Raw genomic sequence first — 23,689 nt, 5'->3', positions numbered from 1 at the left:
CTATATGGCTGTTTATATCAAATAAACATTAACTGGATGGTCCAGCGTTTTATATCGCTTAGGCCTGTTCAACCAACTGGTTCTGATGCGCAAATCTGATCGAACCTGTATTTCTTAACATCAAGGCCGTTATACGCGAATATTTCCACAGTGGCGTCAAATGCGTCTTGGGTGATCTCTACATGAGGTGTCCAGCATCCTAGCTGTTGATAACTCTTTATGCATTTGGCAAGAACAGGTTCTTCAATTTCAGGAAAAAACGGTTTTTCCAGTTTAGCAATCGCCGCCGCCGGGGCGTCATTTATGTAGTGACGGGCATTCCGGTAGGCGCGCATAAATGCCCCCGCCATATCACTGGCCAGCCAATCCGGTTTTGCCGCAAGGCTTGAGAAACCACACGGACCAATTAATGTTCCAACCTGCCCGACGATATGCCCAATGCCATCGGCTTCCAGCTGTTGTGGGAACGGGCCTTGTTGCTGAATATATTGCCCTTTCCCTGACCGGAAAGCTTTATCCATTTCAACTGCATTGCCGACATGCAGGGCATTGATTTTTTCATAGTTTATCCCTGCTTTGTGGCAGGCATATTTAAACATCGCCAGAGGTTGTCCACCCCCGAACAAAATGACGTCAGCACCCTCCAGCTTGTTCCAGGTAAAGTCTGGATCGGCGTTGCGTCCCGTTAGGAAAAATCCATCCATTTCATTGATTTGGGCAAAATGAACGGCTGTTGGCACCTTCCCCTGATCTAGAACGCTAAAACCCTGACTCAGTGCAGATTGTACGACATGGGCTGTACCATTTTCCAAAGCGCTAATGGCCGACACACCGGGGGCGGCAACAGACCAATCGGGTGTCAGGCCTTCTTCTTTTAAAAAGGGGCCGGCGATCGTGCAAATCAAGGGAGAATAAAAGGCTGAGAATAACGTGAACTGAATGTTGATTTGTTCCATAGCCTTTAAATTCCTTTTTTTGCACCCTGTGCGTTTATTGTATGGGAAGCACAGATTAATATTGTCCTCTTCTTATGTAAAGGCGGCTGCCTACAGCGACTGCTCGCACAGAATGCTCCTTCGGTTCGTTCGCTTTTCATTGTGGTGGCTAAAAATTCTATTCCAGTATCAAGGTGAAAAGACTAAGCTCGTATGGCTTGGCATATAAGAATAATAACTATGGGAGAGTTTGATGAAAAAACTCGTGATGGGTGTGGCGTTGGGAATTTTAATCGCAAATACTGGGGTGGCGGCAGATAATCGAATTGACGGATTGCGACCGGATGCGCCGGAGCTGGCCGCGCCGGGAGATCAGAAAATTGGGGTGCGGACATTGCAGTTGGTCCACAAAGAACAGACCGACATCCTGAATGTAAAAGTAGGCGAACCGCATCCAACCTATGATCGTCCTTTGACAGTGGAAGTCTGGTATCCCTCGGCGGAGAACCGGGAAGGGGGACAGTATGAAAATGTTTATATTCGCGACGGAAAAACAAAGGTCACCCTCCATGGTAAGGCCGTTCGCGATGCAAAGCCGGTAAAGCCAGCTTCACCGGCCCCGTTGGTTCTTATCTCGCACGGATATCCGGGAAACCGCTTTTTGATGAGCCATTTAGGTGAAAATCTGGCGTCCAAGGGATATGTCGTCGTATCCATCGATCATACGGAAAGTACCTATGATTACAAAGCCGCCTTTGGCAGCACGCTGGTTAACCGAGCATTGGACCAAAATTTCGTACTAAACGAAATCGACCGGCTCAGTAAACAGGACGGTCATTTCTTGAAGGGTATCGTCGATGCGTCGACGACAGGCTTGATCGGTTATTCTATGGGCGGATACGGATCGGTGATCACGGCAGGCGGCGGCGTCACAAAAGCAAGTACGGAATATAAGTGGGGGGCACCTGATGGAACTTTAACGCGGATGATGGCGGGATCAAAGGAGCATGAGGCTTTGATGGATGATCGTTTCAAGGCGATAATTTCTATTGCTCCGTGGGGAATGAATACTGGTTTTTGGGATGCCAAGGGACTAGAAGGCGTTCGTGTTCCCATCTTCTTTATGGCCGGCAGTGTTGATGACGTTTCTGGCTACGAAAAAGGGACAAAGGCTATTTTTGAAAATACCGTGAATATTGATCGGTATTTGCTGACGTTTGAGAACGCAAATCATAATGCAGCGGCACCAATCCCTGCCCCGGCAGAGGCCTGGAAACCAAGCGAGCATTTAGACTTCATTCCGTTTGCCCATTATGCTGACGCTGTTTGGGATACGCTTCGCATGAATAACATTACGCAGCATTTTGCGACGGCGTATTTCGGAAAATATTTGCGGGCAGATAAAGAAATGCAGCCCTATCTGGACTTAGTGGAAGATGCGCAAAAGGGTGTCTATGCCGCCGAAAAAGACGGTACTTTGAAACCGGAGCATACCTATTGGAAAGGCTTTGCCAATCGGACTGCAAAGGGATTGAAGCTTCAGTATTTACCTAAAAAATAAACTGTGGGAAATGGTTCAATAGGGCCCGTGATAGCATCGGTCCTATTGAACGGTTTATCTGCGGTAAGCACCTGATTAGTCATCGTCCGGTAAGCACCAGCTTTGACGTTTACCGCCCTGATAAGGCCTGCCGTGGCCTTCTTCGATGATAAGGCTTGCAACATCCTCGCCATCATGTAGTACATCTGCCAGGGCTCGGCCGGCATACTTGCCAAGCTTAACATTTTTTAAGGTAACCTTGGCCATTGGTTTTCCTAAAACGGCGCCTCGATACGGACTATTGAAACGATTGATCAGAAAGTCCGTTGCTGCTTTTCCTGCAATTTTCTCCTGATCACATTTAGGCCGCCAACTTTCCGGCGTATCTACACCTCGGATGCGAATACTGACGTCAGTATAGATGCCTGGCCATAGATTGACCCGTGCGAAAAATGTATCACCATCGGTGATATAATAAACCTCTGCCGAGTAGGGACCGGGATATTCAGGTCCTTTCGCCCAGGAAGAGGAGATCATCAAAAGGAATATTGGAACACACAAGAGCCATATTCTGTTGTTGATCATGTGACCTCCTAGTTTTCCATATCTGCTGCGTTGGCGCCTATCCTAAGGTGAAAAGGATTTGCAGTTCAAGATTGTCCGCCAAAACCGATCGTCTTTTGACAGGGCGGGTTGGGTATTTGTTTCGCTTGCTGCTGTCCATATTTTTAGCGGGCACCAGGGGGTTCCAATGCCGATCTGTCCGGTAGGTTCCTTGCGGGTATATCATCCAGGAAATAACTCATGATGAGAGTCATCGTTTCGTTTCCGAGTTGGTGGTGAAGGTCAATAGGGAAATGCGATGCGGTGCTTCGCCAGACAAGCAGTATCAGCTTTTGTCTTAATCGGATGATTTTCTGATGAATACCGGTAACCAGATCTTGCAGATGAATGAGCTGATTTAAGGCGTCATTTTCCAAGGGGTCTTGGGATAATTGTTCCATTTGGTTGAGCAACGATTGTAGATAGGAGAATGTCAATGATTGAGGTTCGTCCTGTCTCTGCTCCTGATTGGGAAAACTGGTTTCTTGGGGGGCGTTCTGTGCGGCTATCCACAGAAGACGTTTATCCAGCCAACCATCAAGGCCCCACAATATCTTTTCCACAATTTTTTCAACGCGCATGATTACAATTTCGTTCACGTGGCGCGGTCCAATCAGAAACGAGTCTAGTGGTGGCAAGGCTTCGCTCTTGTTGCCCGCTTCCTTCCTCTCCTGATCGGCGTTTTCTGCATTAAAGGCTTTAGCAAGGGTGATCAAATAGACAAGAACAGTGCCGGCAGGCCGTCCATTTTCGAGGTCTTCTCGAATTTGGTTCATCTGATTTTCCAAAGATTGGGTTTTCGATGGGAATATGTCAGATGGGTGAAGGGGCTCCATCAATCTTGCTCCTGTTTTTAGTCATTAAAAAACATATAGGTGTATTTTTTAAATATAAAACCCCATTAAATTGTTTTTTGGTGGTTGGCACTTCGTATTGCTCTCACTGTTTTCGTGTTTTACAGTGCGGTCGTTCAGTAGAAGGATTTTGAAATGTCAAAAATGGATCAGTATATCAGTCAGATGCCAAAGGCAGAGTTGCATGTGCATATTGAGGGAACTTTGGAACCGGAACTCAAGTTTCAACTCGCTGAACGAAATAACATCAAGCTGCCTTACCACACGGTTGAGGAGATGCGCGCGGCTTATGGATTTGATGATCTGCCCTCGTTTCTGAAAGTGTATTACGAGGGAATGAGTGTCCTTCTCACGCAAACTGATTTTTATGATCTGACACTGGCTTATTTTAAGAAATGTGTTGAACAGAATGTCATCTATGCCGAGCTCTTTTTTGACCCTCAGGCCCATATGGTACGTGGTGTATCATTTGACACGGTAATTCAAGGGATCCGTCGGGCCCAATTGGAGGCTGAGGAACGCTGGGACGTGAAGAGCCAATTGATCATGTGTTTTTTGCGGGATATGGACGCTGCGTCGGCGCAGGATGCCCTGGAGGCTTCAATCCCTTATAAGGACTGGATTGTCGGTGTCGGGCTGGACTCTGATGAAGCAGGTAATCCACCAATTAAATTCAAAGAGGTGTTCCGAAACGCCCGGAATGAGGGATATAAACTGACCATGCACTGTGATGTGGATCAAATGAGTTCCGTTGATCATATATGGCAAACGCTGAACGAGATCGGCGTTGATCGAATTGATCACGGTGTGAATTCTTTGGAAGATGAGGCTTTGTGTCGGGAACTCGTCAAGCGAAAAATGGTGCTGACCGTCTGCCCAATTTCAAATGGGTATGTGACACAAAGCCGTAAAACGGCTGAGGTTAAAAAAATGCTTGAAAAGGGAATGCGGGTCACGATCAATTCAGATGATCCTGCCTATTTTCCGGGTTACATGAACGAAAATCTGATTGCGACGCAACGGGACGCAGGATTAACAAAGCAGGACGTGACAACGTTAGTAAAAAATGCGTTTAGCGGTTCATGGCTGAGCGACACGGAAAAACAGATTATGTTGTCGCAATTGCATACCTACAGTGAGACTACACAGGTTTCCTGAAAAGCTGTTCCCCGGAATGAGGAGAGAGCCCGATGGTAGAGGTTAAAAAAATACGCACCTTGTGTGTGCGTCCTGTAAATGCCCCGGAAAAAGCCCTGGATGCGTTTGCGAAAATTGTTCTGGCCAGCGGTGAAGTCCCATTGGCAAATCTGAAGCGGGGATTACCGATGTCGGAGATGCTGTTTCTGACCATTGATGAAACCTCTCATATTTTAGGCGTTGGGGCGGTTCGTTTCGCACAGGAAGCCTATCATCGTCATCTGTTTGAGAGGGCGGGCGCTATCGAAATGTATAATCCTTATAGTGTTGAATCCTGTTGGGTCGCGGTGCGGCCCGAATTCCGGGGAATGGGAGTGTGGGGAAACAACCGCAAGGCGCGCCTTGCCTTTTTAGGTAACCGGCCCTGCCATTCCATTCGCCGGGCAGACAATAAATTAACAGGCGGCAACAGGGAATGGGATCAAGCGGGTGATGATTTCTACGCAACGACCAGCAAAGACAAGCTCAGGCTTTTGGTTTATAATCACGAGCCGGTTTTTGATCCTAAGAAACGGCTGCAATATGTGTGATTGGAAATAGGCCTGTTCTGAAGATGATTTGCAGACCTTACATAAATAATCCGAAATTTTGACTTGTGCAGTGCGGTAATTAGTTGCACCTTTAGTCTATCAGAAACACGAGCTATTTATCGACAGCCTTTGGACCGGAATTCATCTCATATGTGATGAAGGCTAAAATGCTGGTGTAGAAAAATGAAAAAGAACGGGAGCCGAATTGTGTTAGACAAACGCAAATTTTATATCAATGGTCAGTGGGTTTCACCGGCCAAGGAAAATGACCTGGACGTGATTAACCCTTCTACGGAAGAAGCGTGTGCGGTTATTTCACTGGGTAGTCAGGCAGACACAGATGCTGCTGTTAAAGCGGCTAAAGATGCCTTTATTCCGTGGAGCGAAAGATCAGCAGAAGAGCGCATTGGTTATATCGAAAAGCTCGCTGAGATATATAAAGCACGCAGCGCTGAAATGGGTGAAGCCATTTCCATGGAAATGGGGGCCCCCATCTCTTTGGCACAGACTGCTCAGTCCGGGTCTGGATACGCGCATATCAAGAATTTTATCCGGGCCTTCAAATCCTTTGAATTCGACCGTGAACTAGGGGCGCATGCGCCCAACGATCAGATTTTATATGAGCCGGTGGGGGTGTGTGGTCTGATCACGCCTTGGAACTGGCCAATGAACCAGGTGACGTTGAAGGCAGTTCCAGCAATGGCAGTCGGCTGTACTGTTGTCTTGAAACCATCTGAAATTGCACCGTTGTCTTCACTGTTATTTGCAGAATTTGTAGACGAAGCAGGCATTCCCGCCGGTGTCTTCAATCTGGTGAACGGTGATGGCATGGGCGTTGGAAGCCAGCTTTCTGGCCACAAAGACGTTGATATGATTTCCTTTACCGGTTCTACACGGGCTGGTATTGCCATTTCGAAGAACGCTGCGGATACCGTCAAACGGGTGGCGTTGGAACTCGGCGGTAAAGGCGCGAACGTGGTCTTCGCCGACGCGGATGAAAAAGCGGTCAAGCGCGGTATCATCCAATGCATGAATAACACTGGCCAATCTTGTAATGCACCGACCCGTATGTTGGTCGAGCGGTCAATTTATGACAAAGCGGTTGATATTGCTGCAGAAGTTGCTGCTGGTGTTGCTGTTGGCCCTTCTGCTGAAGAAGGTCGCCATATTGGACCGGTTGTTTCCGAAGCCCAATTCAATAAAATTCAGGGATTGATTGAAAAAGGGATCTCTGAAGGTGCAAGAGTTGTTGCTGGCGGGTTAGGGCGTCCAGAAGGACTTGAAAAAGGTTATTTCGTGCGTCCTACTGTTTTTGCGGATGTCAATAACGAGATGACAATTGCGCGGGAAGAGATCTTTGGTCCTGTTCTGGCAATGATCCCGTTTGATACGGAAGAGGAAGCGGTAGAAATTGCCAATGACACTGTTTACGGTTTGACCAATTATGTTCAGACAACGGATATGGACAAAGCTCGCCGGGTCGCACGTCGGTTGCGTTCGGGCATGGTTGAAATGAACGGTCAGATGCGCGGTGCCGGAGCACCTTTCGGTGGATACAAGCAATCCGGTAATGGTCGCGAAGGTGGCGTTTGGGGACTCGAAGATTTCCTTGAAGTGAAATCCGTTAGTGGTTGGAGCAACAACTAATCCTGAACGAGTATCATTAAGAAGAAGGCGCCGAAATTTGGCGCCTTTTTTATTGCCCTCAATGTAATTCATGTAAAATAGTATAAACCGGTTAAATTTAATAAACAAGACACGGTGAGTGATTGACAATGTGGATTTGTTCATTAATGTAGTGAGTACAAAAAATAAACTTACGGAGCGTTCTTGGAATGACCAGACCCAAAATCGACCAACGGCCCCCTAAAATGACGGTGCCGCCCCTTACCAGGATTTTGACGGCGCCCATTGTTCCGACGCTTCTAAAACTAGCCGCGCCCAATATTGCAGGATTTGTGATTATGGCGTTGGTAACGATGGCCGAATTATGGTTCGTTGGTCAGTTGGGGACTTCTGCGCTTGCTGGTTTGGCTCTCGCTTTTCCGATGGTTATATTGATGCAGATGTTGAGTGCCGGGTCGATGGGGGGTGTTATAGCTGCCACTCTGGCAAGATCTCTTGGTGCCGGGGATCATGCGAAAGCGCAGGCCATTGTTTGGCATGCTAGTGTCGTCGCCGTTTTCGCGCCGGTTTTATTTTCGTTGATATTCCTGAATTTCAGTGTGCAAATTTTTGGTCTTGTCGGCGGAAAAGGAGAGAGCCTCGATCAGGCGGTTCTGTATGCAGAAGCACTGTTTACAGGCGTGGTTTTTGTCTGGTTCTTCAATATTTTGTGTAGCCTATTGAGGGGCGCTGGCGATATGAAATCTCCGGCTCGGGCAATGATCCTGACTGCAATTATTCAAATTTTTTGTGGAGGGGGATTGAGCCAGGGATGGTTTGGCATGCCAAATCTGGGTATCGCGGGTATTGGATGGGGGATGGTCATTGCGAACGCGATCGGCGCATTAATTGTGTTTCTGAAAATTCATTCAGGGCAATCTACAATTTCTTTTGAACAGAAATTTTTCAAAATGAACCGGTCCATTTGGGGTGATTTCTTTAAGGTAGGAATGGTTGCCTCGCTCAATCCGTTTTTATCGATCGCCTCAATTGTTTTTCTGACCTCACTGGTCGCAACGTTTGGTGAGCAGGCTCTTGCCGGGTTTGGTATTGGCGCACGGCTTGAATTTGTGCTGGTTCCTGTGGTGTTTGGGTTGGGGGCCGCGATGATCTCTCTTGTCGGCAGTAATATTGGTGCCGGGCAGGTCAAGCGTGCAGAGAAGATCGCCTGGATTGGCGGCGGTATCGCGGCGGGTGTCTGTGGGGGAATTGGACTTTGGGTTGGATTGTTTCCAACAAGCTGGGCGGGTTTGTTTACTGAAGATATGGCTGTTTTTGGGTTTGCAGGACAGTATCTTGCGGTCGTTGGTCCCTGTTATTTTTTCTTTGGGCTTGGTCTTTCTTTATATTTTGCTTCACAAGGCGCCCACGCTGTTCTTTGGCCCGTCCTTGCTGGCATCGGTCGGCTGATTATCGCTGTCGGTTTGGGCCATCTGGTTGTAGCGCAAACGTTCTCGTTTATGGCGTTGTTGTACTGTATTGCGGCCAGCTTTGTGGCCTATGGCGTTTTTTCTGCCCTTCCACTACTTCTGGGTTCGTGGCGGCGTGCCAATCGAGCCCATTTGATCGGCGGTGCGTCAAATTCAACAATTGGATAGGGAAAGGGCCTTCAGTAGCCCTTTTCCCTATCGCCACTGGTATTAATCCATGAGTGCAGCATAGACCCAGTTTCTGATCAATGACCGCATGGCCCGGCGTTGATCCGGTTGTTGCATCATATACACTGCGATCATTTCTTTCTGTGGATCAATCCAGAAATAGGTGCCGGCGTAACCACCCCACCAATAATCTCCTTTGCTACCTGCGGGTTGCCCGTCCTTGGTGAGCCGAATAGAAACGCCCAAACCGAAGCCGTTTTCCTTTCCAAGCAAATCATAATTACCGGGTCTGATGCTGCCCAGTTGATTGCTTGTCATCATCTCAATGGTTTTCTCTTCGAGGTAACGGGTGCCGTCATAGATGCCTTTGTTCAGCATCATTGAGGTAAACTTAAGATAGTCTTCTGATGTTGAAAATAATCCACCGCCGCCTGAGAGGTAATTCCGATCCGCAAAAGGGTCGCTTAATCCTTGAAAGGTTGGTTCAACAACTCTGTTTTTCTTGGCAAGCGGGACGGAAAAGGCTGTATCTTTCATTCCAAGCGGGGACAGAATTTTCTCTGACAGATAAGTGTCCAGTTTTTGGCCCGAAACAATTTCGATAATATGACCAAGAACGTCTGTTGAATGGCTGTATTCCCATGTTGTTCCCGGTTGGTGCTCTAACGGCAGAGACGCAATCTCATCAATAATCTGCGCAGTTGGTTTGTTTATATCGTATAGATTTATCTTTTTATATTCTGTTCGTGCTTCTGTATCTCCAAAGAAACCATAAACAATACCGGATGTGTGACGAAGCAGGTCCTTGATGGTGATGGCCTTCTCCACGGGCAGAAGCTGCCCCTGTTTCAAAACTTTTGATCTGCTAAAAGCAGGAATGTATCGGGACACCGGATCGTTCAGGTTTATTTTCCCCTTTTCAACGAGCATCATGATGCCGACAGAGGTGATCGGCTTGGTCATCGAATAGATCCGGTGGATGTCGTTTACCTTCAATGGCCCTTTAGCTGCGTCGCCGCCGCGGGTACCAAAGGCCTTATGGTAGACCAATTTTCCTTTACGCATGATGGAGAGAGAGGCACCGTTTATTTTTCCTTCTGCGATATGGTCCTTCAGGCCCTGGTCAATTTTTTCAAGATGCTTTGACGACAATCCAACTTTTTCGGGCGGTGTTGTTTCTTCGGCAATTACGGGACCTGAGAACAGCAATAAAATGGCGGCGAATGTCAGAAATCTCATGCGATGTTGCCTCCCGGATGGTGGGGAAAAGTATTATTATTGAGTTATTTTACTTTAGCGGGTGCTGTTTTGTTATCAAGCGTTTTCCTGCTGAAGCTTCTATGCCATAGTTTGACCATGGAATTAAATTTGCTCATTTCGATACTCGACTTGGTGGGAGTTGCCGTTTTTGCAGCGTCCGGGAGCCTGGTCGCCAGCCGCAAGGAAATGGATATCGTCGGATTTACCCTGATGGCGACATTGACCGGTATTGGTGGAGGTACTTTGCGGGATCTCATTTTGGATCGCCCGGTTTTTTGGATCACGGACCAAAGATATCTTGTCGTTTGTTTTGGAGTTGCCGTTCTTGTTTTCTTTACGGCGCATAAACTTCAAAAACGCTATGTAGCGTTGTTGTGGGCAGATGCGGTCGGACTGTCCGCTTTTGGTGTGATGGGCGCGCATATTGCGATGAAAAGTGGGGCATCTCCGTTGGCTTCTGTCGCCTTTGGGGTTATGACAGCAACATTTGGCGGATTGGCGCGCGACATTGCTGCTGGCGAAAAACCGTTGCTGTTACAGCCCGAAGTTTATGTAACGGCGGCTTTATTCGCGGCCGGAAGTTATCTTGGCCTTACCTATGCAGGACTTGCACAGGTTTTCGCTGTCTTTATTGCCATATTGGTAGGTTTCCTGATCCGAGCAGGCGGGATAGCACTTGGATGGTCATTGCCAAGGTATAAAGGGCGCGCGGGGCGGGATTACGGCTGATCCTGCTTAACCGCAATGTAGCAAAGTAACCCACTGATTAATCCAGCGACTGCAATACTGTTGGAAATATTGATGATATCAAAACCCGCATCCAAGGCCCATCCCAGAAGGATTGGTCCAAGGGCGGATCCAAACACCATGACAACGGTCGCGGCTGCCCGGATCGCTCCTAAATGGCGGGTGCCATATAGTTCGGGTAGCAAGGACGACATAACAGGGTTTGTCATGCCGGCACCAAAGCCCAAGGTAGACATAATAACCGCTGCCATAAACGATTGTTCGGATTGGCCGAAAAGATAGATCCCTAACGCGAGAGGGAGAAGGATGAAGGGCACTAGCCGGCGTGCTCGGAAAAGGTCCACCAGAATGCCCGAAAAAACACCACCGAGCAGGCTAAAGCCCGCAAAAAATGTAAAACACAGGCTCCACCATCCAAAGGACCAGTTTTTTTCTTCGATTAAAAAGACCTGATGGAAGAAAAACGCAGTGATGGCAGCGGATTGCATCATCGGTGTGATGGCAATCAGGTAAAACCGACCGTCTTTCAGAATTTGTGCCCTTGTCCAATTTGTCTGTTGATCTTCCCTTTGTCCATCAGCCGTGGACGCTCCGCCGCCGTCCTGATCAGGGGTGCGTACAATCAGATATGGGATAAGGGGAAGTAATGTCAGGGCCATGCAGGCTGCAAGAAGATACCAGAGGGTCTGCCATTGAGTGATGGCAAGTCCGTAAACGATCAATGGGGGCAGCAGGGCCTCTGCTAGAGGAAACCCGAGACCGGCAATCGCAAGGGCCCGTCCTCGCTCGTTTTCATACCTGCGTGCCATGGCAGTGAGCGAGATATGATTGAGCATTCCCTGACCACAGAAGCGCAAGGCAAAGATACCAAGAAACAAGCTGATGAGGTCAAACGCGAAGGGGAATAAAGCCGTCACAACAACCATTAAGACGGCCATTTTAAAAGCGATTTGTCTGAGGGGAGTTCGATCGACAAGCGGACCTGCTTTCCAAAGGCAAAGGGCGCTTAGTAACGTGCCTGCGGTATATAAAGCGCCGTATTCACTATGGCTTAACAAAAAATCCTGGCGGATCTGTTTGCCGAACAATGAGATCACAAATGTCTGCCCCGGGCCGGACCAGAAAGTAAGCAACAGGCCAAATAGTAAAAACCGCCATTCCCGAATTAGAAATGGCAATGTGCTGGACGTTAAAAACATAAGAGCGATCCGAATTCCAGTAATTGGCCAGATTTTGAAATAGGTTTAGGACAGCATAAGGAGCACTTTAGGAAAGGCTACTCTTTTTGACATTCGCAAGGTGTTTGCGGCTATTGCTTGTTTTTGGCAGGCGGAAGGCAGTTTCGGATTATCTGATAACATTGTGCAATAGCAAACCCATCAGCATCATTTTGCCGAAAGGAAATCGATGCAACTTTGTCATCCTTTAGACCAATCGTTGCAACGCATTCGCGCGTTTCGGTGCGACTTCCCCCATAAAAGTGCCAAGTCCCAAACATATTGTGGCGCCGGCCCCCGAGCCCGACACTCGGATAAAATCCGGGATAGCCTGCATCTGAGGGTACTTGAACAGATTTCTTGCTGGAATAACTGTAAAATTCCTGTCCATCAGTGGTTTGCCCGACACGTTCAGGAACGCCAGCGCAGGTCATCAAGTCTGTCTTGGTCAGGCCTATCAAGTCCGTTTTTGCGCGCTCACTTTCAACGCGAGCCACATTCGTGCAGCCTGACAGGGTGAGTGTTAGGCTCGCCATACATATGAATCTGCCGGTTTCCACAAACAATGGGCTATTCTCCTCATTGGTCCGTCTATATTGACGACTTGCCCTCTGTCATTCATTTTACAGGAGGTACTTTAATGAAATCGTCCATGTCGGCCTTCTCCCTTAGCAAAACGGTCTGCACCAGATTGAGCTTCATTGAACTGTGCTTCTTGTGCAAATTCCATTTCGCGTTGAAGGGCTTCTGCTTCAGTCCGGCCTTCCTGATCCAGTAGAGCATGACGGTCTGACAGCATCGCGAGAGGCGGAAACGCCGCAATTTGATGAGCCAGTTTCTTTGCGTCGTCCAGAAGGTGTGCCGACTTACTCAATCGGGTTACCAGACCAAGCTCTTTCGCTTCCCCGGCAGTCACGCCTTTGCCTGTAAGCATCATATCCATCGCGGGCCCTATTCCGATCAGCCGCGGCAGTCGGGTCGGCGTTCCATCACTCATCGGGACGCCCCATCGCCGACAGAAAACCCCAAAAACAGCGGTTTCATCGGCAATTCGAATGTCACAATATAAGGTGATACCCAGACCCCCAGCGACAGCCGCGCCAGAGACAGCGGCAATCAAAGGCTTGGATAAAGGCTTGTGCAGCGGGCCGTCAGGATGACCGGCCCAGGCTTTGTAATTAATATTCTCGGCCGCTTCCTTTAAATCGGCACCAGCGCAAAAACTCCCTTCTGCGCCTGTAATAATACCAACGCGCTGCTCACCATCTTGATCAAATTCCTGCAATGCGGCCGCAAGAAGGTCAGCACTTTCGTGATCAAGGGCGTTTCTGACTTCTGGCCGATTAAGCGTGATGATGGTGATCGGGCCGTCTTTCTGGATCAGGATTTTCTGAGCCATTTTGCTCTCCTTTTTGTATCAGTATTGACGAGAAGGGGAGGAAGAGCAAACTGATTTATCCCGTATGATTGATCGTCCTTGCTGGATATGACAGTGCAGGGTCAGTCTTTAAAAGGTAGGCACCATTTCAATTGAAGAAACGGTGCGGACCAAGTTGGGGACAACAAATCATTCTTAACTTTGGGGATGAGCCCCCCCAAAGTCAGCTGGTGTGATTGTGCCAAGGGTGATGCCCGGTCGGTGATTAATCCGTAGGATTGCGGAGCCGTTCGCGTCGCAGGCGTTGTAACTCAACAATAGGATCGTAATCGAAACTTTGCGCTCTCAGGCGGTAGATGTCATTTCGGTTAATCCCGATGTCCCGGAGTATATAATCATCATGTTCGAGTAATAAACTGAACGTTTTCTGACTGGCTCGGTTATCACGATATTTTTTCAAGGTCCGGGCTGCCCATTCCCAGATCCTCAAAGTCGGGTTCAGAGGTTCGGCATTGTGGCATTTTCCATAACCATTGTCGCAGCATACTGGGGATGTCATTTTTATTCTCCTCTCATCAGAGTTTCTATAACTGGACATTTAATGATATTGATGGTTCAATCAAACGAATAGATTTGAAGGTAACGTTCAATTTTTTTGAACACGGAGGTGTTGCATGAAACCAGCCGAAATTTTTAAAGATCAATTGCTGTCAAGTTTGGATATGGAGTTTTTGAAAACATTCATCGCCATTGCCGAAGTTGGAAGCTTCTCAAAGGCAGCCAAACAGGTCTTTAGAACACCGTCTGCAGTATCCATGCAGATAAAGAAACTGGAAGATACGCTGGGAGCTTCATTATTTGTGCGAGATGCGCGATCAGTGAGATTGACCGAAGATGGGGAAATGTTGCTGGGCTATGCCAAACAGATACTGGCGTTGAATAATGAAGTATTGGCGCGTTTTCTAGAACCTGAAATGACAGGGACTGTGCGACTGGGGTCGCCTGATGACTATGGTAGCCGATTGTTGCCGGTTATTTTGCGGAAATTTGCCTGTACTCATCCACAGGTGACCGTAGATGTGGTTATTGATACAACCGAGCGCCTCATTGAGCGAATGGAAGAACGAGAAGTGGATGTTATATTATTGACAGCTTCTCCTGATCAACCAATGCATAAAGATGAAATCGTTGCATTGGAAGAGCCGTTGGTATGGGTGGGATTGAAAGGGGGGCATGCTCATCTGCAAGACCCTCTGCCGATTGCCATGTGGGAAGCGGGATGCGTCTGGCGGGCATTGGCGATCCGGTCCTTGCAAGGGATGAACAGAAGCTACAGATCAGCGTATATGACCTCTTCGACGGTTGCACAAAGAGCCGCCATCCAGTCGGATCTGGCTGTTGCTGTCGCCCCGAGATCCTTCATCGATGAGCCAATTGTTCGTTTAACTGAGACAGAAGGGTTTCAGGATCTCGGTGTCTATCAGATCCGGTTGCGTGCGCGCCCAGACCTTGACAAGGTCGCTCAAGCTGTGCGCGAACATGTTATCGCCAGCTTTGAAGCGTTCAAGGTCGGCGAACTGGAATGCTTGTAAGGGATATCCAGAGCACTGCATACCCCGGGGGTCTGGTTAGACTGCTGACAAGATGTGAATGGCCTTATCTTCGACCATGTCTTTAGTTTTCTTGCCGTATTCTTTCATATGTGGTGAAACCGCATGAGCCATAAGGGCTTCTTTGCTTTCCCATTTTTCAATAACAGCAAAACAGTTTTCGCCCAGTTTTGCTTGAAAGGGACCGATGTCTTCGGCATCAACGACCGCGGCATATTCGATGCATCCTTTTTCTGCCAACACGGCAGGAACATTAGCATTAAAAGCTTCCAGGACTTCGGCGCGTTTCCCGGGTTTTGTGGTAATCATGGCAACAATATTCAGCATCTGCGTTCCTTTTCTTTTTCGTTTTTTTATCGTGCTGGATCACAGCTTACAGAATAATACGCAGTGAAAAAGGATTTTTTCAACAATCCTTCTTTGCCTTTCGCAAAAAACCTAAAAGGTGAATTCACTTGTTTCTTAACAACTCAGCAACATATTTTGTATATCTAGATTGCTGCTGTGGTATTCACAGGTCATACTGTCGAAAAAAATAACGGCGAGGTCTAGACCTCGCTCAGATAAGGAATATGTAAAACAGTGATGGTGTTTGGCGAACTTGTACTGTTTTTGTGCTTATTCCTTTCCTTTGCCTATTTTATAGTTCAGCGAAGCAAGTTTTCGCGGGTAAAAATTGGCCATAGTTTGTTGACCATCGGCTTGGGATTGGTGAGTTTTACGTCTTTTTTCGATTTTCTTTTTGTTGGACCCAATTTCGCAGCGCCTGTCAGTCTTTCCGGTGAGGAATTTATCGAAATCTGGCGGATCTTCGGGTATCTGCCGGGGTTGATTTTCATTTCCTTTGGTATCTCGGCTTTTCTGCCTGCAATAGCGTCCCTAAATGCGGAAGTGGGAAGCCAGGAGGTTACGCAGCGAAAACTTCTGGCCCAAACCGCGGATTTGCAAATCGCCAAATCGCGCGCCGAAAAAGCAGAAAAGGTTCTAGTGGAGGCACTGGAATCCATCTCGGATGCGTTCATTATTTTTGATGTTGATGATCGGGTTGTCGCCTTTAACAAGCGTTATGTAGAACTTTTTTCTTCTGTTGAGGATATTCTGGCACCCGGTGTGCATTTCGAAGAGCTTATCCGTCATCAAGCCGCACAGTCTAATTATTTTGTTGATCTTGACGCGGCCGAACAATGGGTGCAGGCGCGACTTCATGAGCATCGAAATCCGTCTGAACCAAAAGAACAGATTTTCGAAGGCGGACGGATTTACAGGCTGTCAGAATTCAAGACTGTCTCTGGCGGTACTGTTGCAATTCGGACGGACATTACGGAACTCAGAGAGCGGGAAAAAGCACTTCAACACTTGAACGAGCGTTTCGAAGAAGCCCAGTCCGTTGCCCATATTGGAAACTGGATTCACGAGTTGGACGGCGATTTCTATGACTGGTCGCGAGAAACATCACGGATTATGGGATACGATCCGGAAGACATAAAGCCGGCGGCGGAAAGTTATCGCAGCAGGGTCCACCCGGATGATCTGGAGCGCATGGATTCCGTTGTCAAATGGGCAATTGAAAATCATGATGATTATCAAATTGAATATCGGATGGTGCGTCCGAACGGGACAATGATCTATGTTCGGGAAATTGGACGGTTACATTTTGATAAAAGCGGAAAGCCCGTTTTGCTGGGGGGGACCTTGCAGGACATAACGCAGGAACATTTCGCAGAACTTGAACTGATAGATGCGAAATTGCAAGCGGAGGAAGGCACAAAAGCCAAGTCATTGTTCCTTGCCAATATGAGCCATGAACTGCGGACGCCGTTAAATGCCATCATTGGCTTTGCCGAAGTAATCGCAAAGGAAATATTTGGTCCGATCCACCACGCGAAATACCATGAATATTCTGAAAATATTTTATCGTCCGGACAGCATCTTTTGTCGCTGATCAATGATATTCTTGATTTTTCCCGTCTGGAAGCGGGAGAACAGAAACTGGATGAAGAAGAATTTTCTTTGGCCGAAATTATTGACTGGACTGTGGTCATGCTGAAAACAAAGGCCCGAGAAAAATCAATCCAAATTGACGTCTGCGAGCAAACCAATTACCGCATTCTGGCGGATAAGAGAAAAATGAAGCAGGTCATGATTAATCTGCTGAGTAATGCGGTAAAATTCACGCCTGAAAATGGGTATGTAAAGATTTCGGTTTCGGCTGATCGCGAGGATTACTTCAGTATTATTGTCGAAGACAATGGTCATGGAATAGAAGAATCAGAGATTAATTCTGTAATGCGACCTTTTGTTCGGACATCATTTTCGACGTCCAGCTCTATTGAAGGAACGGGCCTTGGCCTGCCCCTTTCAAAATCCATCATTGAAATGCATGATGGCGATCTGAAATTAAAAAGCCGGGAAAATGAAGGCACTCGTGTTGAAATTCGCTTGCCTTACAAAAGACTTGTCAATTCCCCTGTCATCCTGTTGTCTGACTAGAGACAACTGATCCGGTAAAAAACCGCTTGCTTTTGAATTTGTTTAAATGCAGAAGTGCCTCGACGTTTAAGCGCACGTGCCACGACGCGTTCCTCAATTTTTGAGATATTGTACGGGCAACGACGCAAATGTCCTTTTTTGGTTTGCCGAATTATTCGGCTGGATTGATTGAGGGGTTTGCTGACATGGTCCGACCGTCACAACCAAAGTTTGTTGCTTTTGAGAATTCTCTTCACCGTGCATCCGATCTCTGCGCGTTGACTGATCTGCGCGTTTATAGAAGCCCTTCTGATGCGATTGTCACAGAAGAATGCGAGGACGCGTTGCATCTTCTTTCCCGCGAAAAAGTCAGGATGCAGGCATCTCTTTTCAGGGACCACTTTAAAGGAAAAAGCATGTATGCGGTTAAATCCAACCCGCATATGGCTGTTCTGAAATTATTGTGGGATGAAGGCATTCGTGATTTTGAAGTCGCCTCCCTTCGGGAAGTGAAATATGTTCTTGGTCTTTTTCCAGAAGCAACGCTGTATTTTATGCATCCGGTGAAAAGCCGCCGTGCCATTCGTGAAGCCTGTGCAATGGGTGTTCGGCATTTTGCTTTTGATGGTCTGGAAGAGCTGAAGAAAATTGAAATCGAAACCGCTCAGGTGGAAGGGCTTCATTTGTATTTGCGGGTTCAGGTTGAACAGAAAACAGCCGTCCATCCGCTCAACGGTAAATTTGGTGCGTCCATTCATGAAGCCCCTTTATTGCTGCAAAGGGCCTCTTTGCATGCATCAAGAATTGGCGTCACTTTTCATGTCGGATCGCAGTGTATGGACCCTCAGGATTATGGCAGGTCCATTCATCAGATTGCGGCGATGCTTTCCTCCTCAGGTATCCCTATTGATCGGCTTGATGTAGGGGGTGGATTTCCTGTCTATTATCCGGGCATGGACGTGCAGCCACTCACATCCTACTTTGATGCGATTGACACTGCTATCCAGTCAGCAGGTCTGGCGGATGTTGATATTATTTGTGAGCCGGGTAGAGCCCTTATTGCGGAAGCCGGCAGTGTGGCTGTCCGGGTGGAACTTAGAAAAGGGAAATCGCTTTATTTAAACGATGGGACCTATGGCTCTTTGTTCGATGCTGGCATTTCCAAATGGCCCTATCCTTTGGAAGTCTATTCAAGCGAAGGTGCTTTAAAGGCGGGCCCCGGCGCTAATTTTCAATTGTATGGCCCGACTTGTGATAGCCTTGATGTGATGCGCGGACCTTTCCAGCTGGATGCAACCATCAACGAAGGAGACTGGATCCTGTTTCAGAATCTGGGCGCGTACGGTTACGCCATGCAGACCCAGTTTAACGGGTTTTATTCAGAAACAGTTGTTGCGATCGATTAAGGAACGCATGAGTATGACAAAAAAATCTGATTTATTGATCAAGCCCGTCGAGCATATCGATATCACGAGTTTTGACGCCCGTCCCATTGTGCGGGCCATGGAAAATATGTCTTTTTCATCCCGGGATCTGGCGCGTGCGACACGGATTTTTGAAATGGCGGTGAAGGATCCGGATTGTGCCGTCATTTTGACCCTTGCAGGGTCGACCTCTGCTGGCGGGTGCATGGACGTATATAGGGATCTGGTGAAATTTGGCATGGTTGATGCCATTGTATCGACCGGCGCGTCCATCGTTGATATGGACTTTTTTGAGGCTCTTGGGTTCAAGCATTATCAAGGCGACCCGTTTGCGGATGATACCCAATTACGAGATCTCTACATTGATCGAATTTACGATACCTATATTGATGAAGAACAGCTTCAGGCCTGCGATGAAGCAACAAAAGTCATTGCAGACAGTTTAGAGCGGCGTCCCTATTCTTCCCGGGAATTTATCTGGGAAATGGGGCGCTGGTTGAAGGAGAACGCTGTCAAGAAAGAGAGCCTCATCGAAACCTGCTATGACCATAATGTGCCGATTTTTGTGCCTGCTTTCTCCGATTGTTCCGCGGGCTTCGGTCTTGTGAAACACCAGGTGGAGAATCCCGGCAATTATATGAGCATCGATAGCGTTGCGGATTTTAGGGAGCTTACGGAAATCAAAATGGCGGCGGGTACATCCGGGCTGTTGATGATTGGCGGCGGTGTTCCTAAAAACTTTGTCCAAGACACCGTCGTTTGCGCGGAAATTCTGGGTAAAGAAGTTGATATGCATAAATACGCAGTGCAGATTACTGTTGCTGATGTGCGTGATGGTGCCTGTTCGTCTTCTACTTTAAAAGAGGCATCCAGTTGGGGTAAGGTTGATACGGCCCTGGAGCAGATGGTGTATGCTGAAGCGACAACGGTTGTTCCTTTGCTTGCCTCCTCTGTTTACCATGATGGCGGCGGTAAAGATCGACCGCGTCGGAATTTTGCAAAACTTTTCGAAAAGTAACTCTTATGTCGATCACAGACCTTGCGTTTATGCCCTCAGAAGATGGATTTCTGGGGCTGCCAGAATCAGACAGTCATGCCGTATCTGATGCAAAGGCTGTGATCGTTCCCTTTGGCCTGGAGGCATCTGTCAGTTATGGTGGGGGTACTTCCAAGGGGCCTGCCGCTATGATTGAAGCAAGTCATCAGGTTGAGCTGTTTGACGAGGAATTCTGGTGCGAGCCTTTTCGGAAATACGGGCTGACAACGTTGGAAAATCAGCCCGTAGAAAGCGGAAATATAGCGGCGGCTTTGACCCGGCTTGAAAACATTACACATGCGATTTTAGAGACCGGGAAATTTCCGCTGGTTTTTGGTGGGGAGCATTCCATCACTCCAGGAGCAATAAGGCCGTTTCTAAAGAAGTTTGATGACTTGATCATCCTGCATTTTGATGCACATGCTGATCTTCGAGATGGTTATGAGGGTGAACATTTTTCGCATGCGGCAGCCATTCGCCGGGTACTGGATCATCCTACGGTTTCAATTGTGTCTGTCGGCATTCGAAATATTTCTGCAGAAGAGATCCCGTTTCTGGAGGCCAACAGCCATCGTATTACAGTTCACTGGGGAAAAGATCGTGAAAGCTGGAATATTGATGAGATTGTTTCACCTTTAAAAGGCCGGCCCATCTATCTTACCTTTGATCTGGATGGTTTTGACAGCTCCCTGATGCCTGCAACCGGCACCCCGGAGCCCGGTGGTTTCTTTTGGTCGGAGGCGATTAATATTATTCGGGCTGCTTCTGGTATGGGAACAATTGTCGGTGCTGACATCAATGAATTGGCACCCATTCCGAATTTCTCTGCGCCAAACTTTCTCGCTGCGAAACTCGCTTATAAGATCTTGAATTACGCGCTTGCTAAATAGCTACGTTTCGGAAGCCAGATATCGCCTGAAACGAAGCTGATTTTTTGGCGTAATCGTTCAATCAAATTGAATGTGAATTGGGTACCTTCTGTTTATTCAAGGAGGGTGCGCGATGAATTTCAATCTAAACGGAACCGTTGTCACAGTGCCAAATGACTGGTCAGATTATCGGTTGCTATGGGTCTTGCGAGATCATTTTAAGCTTACAGGTCCAAAATTCGGGTGTGGGATTGGTGTTTGCGGTGCGTGCTGTGTCCATGTGGACGGCAATGTGGAACGATCCTGCTCCCTAACAGTATCTGACATCGAAAACAGTGATCTGGTCACATTGGAGGGGTTGGCCACTCTTGATGATCTGCACCCGGTTCAGGAAGCCTGGATAAAGGAAAATGTTCCGCAATGCGGATATTGCCAAAATGGTCAGATTATGACCGGCGCGGCGTTACTGGCATCAACCCCACCGTTGACAGAGGCAGAAATCACAGAGCAAATGAGTGGGGTCCGGTGCCGGTGTGGAACCCAGCCGCGCATAAGAAAGGCCCTTCGGCAGGCTCAGTTAAAAATGGGAGGTACAAAATGACATCCAACCTCTCCAAGGCGTCCCGAAGAGAGTTCTTAAAGCTACTCGGCTGGTCTACCGCCGGTATCTCTGCAACCTGCCTGAACGGATGTGCGTTTCCGCCGCTACCGCATAGGAATGATCCAACTGCGGAAGAGGCAAGGTTATGGATCGCCTTATTGCCAGATGGCACCGTGGAATTTGTAAGCCCGCGCGCGGAGATGGGGCAGGGTATTTCCATTGGAATCCAACAGATTATTGCTGAAGAAATTCGAATTGACCTCCATCAAGTTCGGTATATTCATCCGCGAACCGATCGTTTTAACGCAGTAAAGGCGACCGTGGGGTCTGAATCAATTCTTTCGTTCGGGCCAGTGATCGCGGCTGCTGCTGCGGCCATTCGGAAGGAGCTTGTTGGGCGCGCTGACGCCAAACTGGGCAGATCGGGTGACGAAGGTGTTATTCATGGTGCAACGTTCAAGTTGCCAGACAAACAATCAATTCCATTGGCTGAGTTGCTGGCAGAGCCGTTATTGCTGAGTGAAGATCTAATTGGTCAGGCAAAGCCGGTTTCTTTCAAAGCCGGGCGAACAGGGCGGTTCATAGGTCAGGCAACACCGACGCCTCTCATAAAGTCATTGGTGACGGCGTCTCAACCTATGTTTGTCGATGATATCAATTTATCGGATATGGTCTATGCCCGCCTTTTAACATCCCCGAATTCGAACGGGGGCTTGGCCTCCATTGCGGAGAATAAAGCGCCGGACATCCCGGGGTATGTTGATTTTGTGCAGGAGGACGGTTTGTTGGCTGTCGTCGCTACAAACCGAAACAGTCTTGAAAGGGTTCACGCGGAATATCTGAGAACGGCGAGTTGGGATTTGCCTGCCCAGCCCGTGCAGAACGACGGTTTGTCGTTATCTGGTCACACAGAACCGGGATCTCTAGAACATGTGCTGGCGCATCAGGGTGACATAGGGAAGGGTAAGCCCCAACTTGATATAACGCTGACCGTACCATTGGCCGCCCATGCTGCGATGGAGCCAAGAACAGCCATTGCGCGTTATCAACAGAGTAAACATCCGCAACTCGAAATTTGGACGGGATCTCAGGATGTAACGATTGCTCATCGCCAAATCGCCGATTTTTTTGACCTCAGCGAAGATCAAATCATTATTCATAATCAGCGGATCGGCGGCGGATTTGGTGGAAAGGTTTTCAGCGGTATCGAATTGGACGCCGCGCGTTTGGCGAAACACGTAAATAAGCCGGTTAAACTTCAATGGACACGCGAGGATGAGTTTCGAAAAACATATTTCCGGCCACCTTCGCAGCATCGAATTCGGGCAACGCTCAACGATCAGGGGCGGATTGAAAGCTGGTGGCATGCATTCAAGTCTGGTCATGTTATTTTCAGTTCCGCTTTCCTGCCAGACTGGATGCAGTCTGTGACCAGCCTGATTGCCGATAAAGGAGCCGCGCGGGGCGCGCTCCTGCCTTATGATGTTCCAAATCAGATGATCGAATTCGAAGATGTTCGATTGCCGATAGACACCGGTCCGTGGCGAGGTTTAGGGGCCATGCCAAATTGTTGGGCGATTGAAACAGCGTTGGATCGTCTGGCCGTTCTGGCGGGCAAGGACCCTTTGGCATTCAGGATGGATCAACTGTCTGGAAGGCACCTGCGATTGCAGAAGGTATTGCAACGGGCTGCAGCTTTGTCCAGCTGGAATAACCGATCTGAGAGTGAAGATACGGCCTATGGCGTTGCGTGCGGTATCTACAAAGATATGTCGTATTCTGCAACTGTCGCAAAAGTACGCAAACGAGAAAGTGGTGAGCTTTCGGTTGTCCAGCTCTGGTCTGTTCATGACTGTGGTATTGTCGTTAATCCGGATCAGGTTGTAGCACAGGTCGAGGGCAATTTAATGTGGTGTCTGGGGTCCGTCTTGCATGAAGACGCCGGCAGAGATGGAAATTCAGTTTCATCTGTCAATTTTGATAGTTACACTTGGGCCAGTTACGAGGAGGCACCGGCAATGACAATTGATCTGATCAAGTCGAATGAACCACCGACAGGAGCCGGAGAGACAGCAATTGTTTCCGGGGCTGCGGCCATCACAAATGCGATGTCTCTCCTTAGAGGTGAAACCATTCTTTCATTGCCGGTAACATGA

Annotated in this window: 22 protein-coding genes; 13 read left to right on the top strand and 9 right to left on the bottom strand. The window is 48.1% G+C overall.

All coding sequences use genetic code 11. The features are described 5' to 3' along the window. Positions 1-68 precede the first annotated feature (68 nt). Entirely contained in the window at positions 69-956 is an 888-nt protein-coding gene (locus tag OIR97_RS13935; RefSeq protein ID WP_169542864.1) for an ABC transporter substrate-binding protein, read from the bottom strand. Between the two features lie 232 nt (positions 957-1,188). Here OIR97_RS13935 and OIR97_RS13930 point away from each other — a divergent pair, with 232 nt between their 5' ends. Then, complete coding sequence (locus tag OIR97_RS13930; RefSeq protein ID WP_169542863.1) at positions 1,189-2,496, top strand: alpha/beta hydrolase family protein; 1,308 nt, start codon at positions 1,189-1,191, stop codon at positions 2,494-2,496. A 75-nt stretch (positions 2,497-2,571) separates the two neighbouring features. Here the strand turns inward: OIR97_RS13930 and OIR97_RS13925 are convergent, their stop codons facing one another. Both OIR97_RS13925 and OIR97_RS13920 read right to left on the bottom strand, forming a co-directional pair. Further along, positions 2,572-3,060: a thermonuclease family protein gene (locus tag OIR97_RS13925; RefSeq protein ID WP_169542862.1), complete on the bottom strand. Its 489-nt coding sequence runs from the start codon at positions 3,058-3,060 to the stop codon at positions 2,572-2,574. Positions 3,061-3,203: 143 nt separating this feature from the next. Then, complete coding sequence (locus tag OIR97_RS13920; RefSeq protein ID WP_169542861.1) at positions 3,204-3,854, bottom strand: hypothetical protein; 651 nt, start codon at positions 3,852-3,854, stop codon at positions 3,204-3,206. Positions 3,855-4,067: 213 nt separating this feature from the next. Here OIR97_RS13920 and OIR97_RS13915 point away from each other — a divergent pair, with 213 nt between their 5' ends. The 4 genes from OIR97_RS13915 (at position 4,068) to OIR97_RS13900 (ending at position 8,922) form a co-directional block, all read left to right on the top strand. Beyond that, on the top strand, positions 4,068-5,090 hold the full coding sequence (locus OIR97_RS13915; RefSeq protein WP_219821521.1) for an adenosine deaminase: 1,023 nt from the start codon (positions 4,068-4,070) through the stop codon (positions 5,088-5,090). A gap of 32 nt (positions 5,091-5,122) precedes the next feature. Continuing rightward, positions 5,123-5,659 (top strand): hypothetical protein, encoded by a 537-nt coding sequence (locus tag OIR97_RS13910; protein WP_169542860.1) that lies wholly within the window; start codon positions 5,123-5,125, stop codon positions 5,657-5,659. A gap of 207 nt (positions 5,660-5,866) precedes the next feature. Further along, the gene (locus OIR97_RS13905) at positions 5,867-7,306 is read left to right on the top strand and encodes an aldehyde dehydrogenase family protein (RefSeq protein ID WP_169544248.1); all 1,440 of its coding nucleotides are present in this window, start codon (positions 5,867-5,869) and stop codon (positions 7,304-7,306) included. A gap of 188 nt (positions 7,307-7,494) precedes the next feature. Beyond that, on the top strand, positions 7,495-8,922 hold the full coding sequence (locus OIR97_RS13900; RefSeq protein WP_169542859.1) for an MATE family efflux transporter: 1,428 nt from the start codon (positions 7,495-7,497) through the stop codon (positions 8,920-8,922). A gap of 42 nt (positions 8,923-8,964) precedes the next feature. Here OIR97_RS13900 and OIR97_RS13895 read toward each other — a convergent pair whose 3' ends face one another. Next, complete coding sequence (locus OIR97_RS13895) at positions 8,965-10,161, bottom strand: serine hydrolase domain-containing protein (protein ID WP_169542858.1); 1,197 nt, start codon at positions 10,159-10,161, stop codon at positions 8,965-8,967. A gap of 39 nt (positions 10,162-10,200) precedes the next feature. Between OIR97_RS13895 and OIR97_RS13890 the strand changes: the two genes are divergently transcribed. Then, the gene (locus OIR97_RS13890; RefSeq protein WP_219821520.1) at positions 10,201-10,911 is read left to right on the top strand and encodes a trimeric intracellular cation channel family protein; all 711 of its coding nucleotides are present in this window, start codon (positions 10,201-10,203) and stop codon (positions 10,909-10,911) included. On the opposite strand, the gene OIR97_RS13885 is transcribed toward OIR97_RS13890, so the two are convergent. The 4 genes from OIR97_RS13885 to OIR97_RS13870 all read right to left on the bottom strand — a co-directional run bounded on the left by OIR97_RS13885 (position 10,902) and on the right by OIR97_RS13870 (position 14,083). Further along, entirely contained in the window at positions 10,902-12,128 is a 1,227-nt protein-coding gene (locus OIR97_RS13885) for an MFS transporter (protein WP_169542857.1), read from the bottom strand. The genes OIR97_RS13890 and OIR97_RS13885 overlap by 10 nt on opposite strands. 110 nt (positions 12,129-12,238) lie before the next feature. Further along, a complete protein-coding gene (locus tag OIR97_RS13880; RefSeq protein WP_169542856.1) occupies positions 12,239-12,682 on the bottom strand; it encodes a macro domain-containing protein in 444 nt (147 codons plus the stop codon). A 101-nt stretch (positions 12,683-12,783) separates the two neighbouring features. After that, positions 12,784-13,545, bottom strand: a complete 762-nt coding sequence (locus OIR97_RS13875; protein WP_169542855.1) for a crotonase/enoyl-CoA hydratase family protein — start codon at positions 13,543-13,545, stop codon at positions 12,784-12,786. 244 nt (positions 13,546-13,789) lie between these two features. Beyond that, positions 13,790-14,083: a DUF1127 domain-containing protein gene (locus OIR97_RS13870; protein WP_169542854.1), complete on the bottom strand. Its 294-nt coding sequence runs from the start codon at positions 14,081-14,083 to the stop codon at positions 13,790-13,792. Between the two features lie 115 nt (positions 14,084-14,198). On the opposite strand from OIR97_RS13870, the gene OIR97_RS13865 reads away from it, so the two are divergent. Then, on the top strand, positions 14,199-15,116 hold the full coding sequence (locus tag OIR97_RS13865) for a LysR family transcriptional regulator (protein ID WP_169542853.1): 918 nt from the start codon (positions 14,199-14,201) through the stop codon (positions 15,114-15,116). A gap of 36 nt (positions 15,117-15,152) precedes the next feature. Here the strand turns inward: OIR97_RS13865 and OIR97_RS13860 are convergent, their stop codons facing one another. Beyond that, entirely contained in the window at positions 15,153-15,461 is a 309-nt protein-coding gene (locus OIR97_RS13860; protein WP_169542852.1) for a putative quinol monooxygenase, read from the bottom strand. Positions 15,462-15,719: 258 nt separating this feature from the next. Here OIR97_RS13860 and OIR97_RS13855 point away from each other — a divergent pair, with 258 nt between their 5' ends. From OIR97_RS13855 to OIR97_RS13830, 6 genes are all read left to right on the top strand, one after another. After that, complete coding sequence (locus tag OIR97_RS13855) at positions 15,720-17,624, top strand: ATP-binding protein (protein ID WP_246201898.1); 1,905 nt, start codon at positions 15,720-15,722, stop codon at positions 17,622-17,624. Between the two features lie 185 nt (positions 17,625-17,809). Beyond that, the gene (locus tag OIR97_RS13850) at positions 17,810-19,009 is read left to right on the top strand and encodes a type III PLP-dependent enzyme (RefSeq protein WP_169544244.1); all 1,200 of its coding nucleotides are present in this window, start codon (positions 17,810-17,812) and stop codon (positions 19,007-19,009) included. Between the two features lie 7 nt (positions 19,010-19,016). Next, positions 19,017-20,045, top strand: coding sequence for a 1,9-bis(guanidino)-5-aza-nonane synthase (locus OIR97_RS13845; RefSeq protein WP_169542850.1), 1,029 nt, complete (start codon positions 19,017-19,019; stop codon positions 20,043-20,045). Positions 20,046-20,050: 5 nt separating this feature from the next. Beyond that, entirely contained in the window at positions 20,051-20,953 is a 903-nt protein-coding gene (gene speB / locus OIR97_RS13840) for an agmatinase (RefSeq protein ID WP_219821517.1), read from the top strand. A 112-nt stretch (positions 20,954-21,065) separates the two neighbouring features. Next, a complete protein-coding gene (locus OIR97_RS13835) occupies positions 21,066-21,533 on the top strand; it encodes a (2Fe-2S)-binding protein (RefSeq protein ID WP_169542849.1) in 468 nt (155 codons plus the stop codon). After that, positions 21,530-23,689, top strand: coding sequence for a xanthine dehydrogenase family protein molybdopterin-binding subunit (locus OIR97_RS13830; RefSeq protein ID WP_169542848.1), 2,160 nt, complete (start codon positions 21,530-21,532; stop codon positions 23,687-23,689). The genes OIR97_RS13835 and OIR97_RS13830 overlap by 4 nt, the downstream gene beginning before the upstream one ends.

Origin of the sequence: Sneathiella aquimaris, assembly GCF_026409565.1 — a bacterium.
GTDB lineage: Bacteria > Pseudomonadota > Alphaproteobacteria > Sneathiellales > Sneathiellaceae > Sneathiella > Sneathiella aquimaris.
This window is presented reverse-complemented; position numbering and strand designations above follow the sequence as displayed.